Raw genomic sequence first — 1,043 nt, 5'->3', positions numbered from 1 at the left:
AAGCTTTCCACTCCCTTTTCGCACACTCGCTTGATATATTCCATAGTTGGGTATCTAAGCCTACTTTCTGCAAAACTATTTCCGTCGTCCGCTCGCTTTATCAGCTTAGCGATGCAGGCGTCATCCTCCTCATCATGCCTGCCTGAAAAAAATTCTCTCGCGCTACAATACCCGCCGCTACCGCTTACAAACGCGGCATAAATAATAAGAAGCGCCACAGCTAGCACAAAAACATGACTTTTACCGATTTTCAAGCTCGCCTCCTTCGCGATTAAATTTTGATTTTTTCCGCAGATTTACGATTTGCGGGCGGATCGTAAACTCGCTTACGTTGGACTTCGTGCGCAGAATTTGCAGCGTGAAATTTGCGATCTCCCCCGCATCCACGAAGCTTGCCTCATCATCTGCAGGCTCGAAGCTCAAATCCTCGTAAAACGGCGTTTTGGTGATGTCAGGGTTGATGCAGCTTACTCTGATCTGCTTGCGCGCCTCCTCGAAAAGGCAGAGCAGAAACGCCCGCAGCCCCGCCTTGCTCGCGCTATAAACCGCGCTAAAGCGGCTCGCCCGCAGCGCCTCGATCGAGCTAATGCCGATGATATGGGCGCGGTTGCGCTTTAAATTCGGCAAAAGCGTGCGCGTGATGATGATGTTTGCGGCGAGATTTACGTTTAAAATTTTTAAAATTTCGCTCTCGCTCATCGCCTCAAGCGGCGCAAATTTCGCCGTACCCGCGCACAAAATCAGCGCGTCAATCTCACACGCCGCAGCCAGCGCGCGGCACTCCTTTGCTAGCGCGTACGTATTCTCGAAGCGCGAGGCTAGCGTTAAAATTTCATAGCCGTTTTGTCGCAGAAGCTCCGCAACCGCGCTGCCGATACCGCCGCTTGCGCCCGTGATCAATGCTTTCATCTTTTCTCCTTTAAATTTTATGCGGCTTCGGCGCGTTAAATTTCGCGCGTCATGTAAATTTCGCTGCGCTAAATTTATTACCCGCTGTATTTGCCGCTAAATTTGCGCGGTTTATTTAAACCGCGTCGCGACTT

Annotated in this window: 2 protein-coding genes; both read right to left on the bottom strand. The window is 50.8% G+C overall.

All coding sequences use genetic code 11. From position 1 onward, the window contains the following. Positions 1 to 254 (bottom strand): hypothetical protein (locus Q0256_RS06765; RefSeq protein ID WP_297961488.1); only part of this gene is annotated, 254 nt, incomplete at its 3' end. Continuing rightward, on the bottom strand, positions 241 to 909 hold the full coding sequence (locus tag Q0256_RS06760; RefSeq protein WP_297961485.1) for an SDR family oxidoreductase: 669 nt from the start codon (positions 907 to 909) through the stop codon (positions 241 to 243). The genes Q0256_RS06765 and Q0256_RS06760, both read right to left, overlap by 14 nt. Positions 910 to 1,043 lie beyond the last annotated feature (134 nt).

Origin of the sequence: uncultured Campylobacter sp., from assembly GCF_937949835.1 — a bacterium.
GTDB lineage: Bacteria > Campylobacterota > Campylobacteria > Campylobacterales > Campylobacteraceae > Campylobacter_B.
Note: the sequence above shows the minus strand (reverse complement) of the source record. Positions and strands in the feature narration are given on the sequence as shown.

Excerpts from the sequence above, each read along its gene's own strand:
- Q0256_RS06760 (WP_297961485.1), bottom strand. The coding sequence starts at position 909 with ATGAAAGCATTGATCACGGGCGCAAGCGGCGGTATCGGCAGCGCGGTT.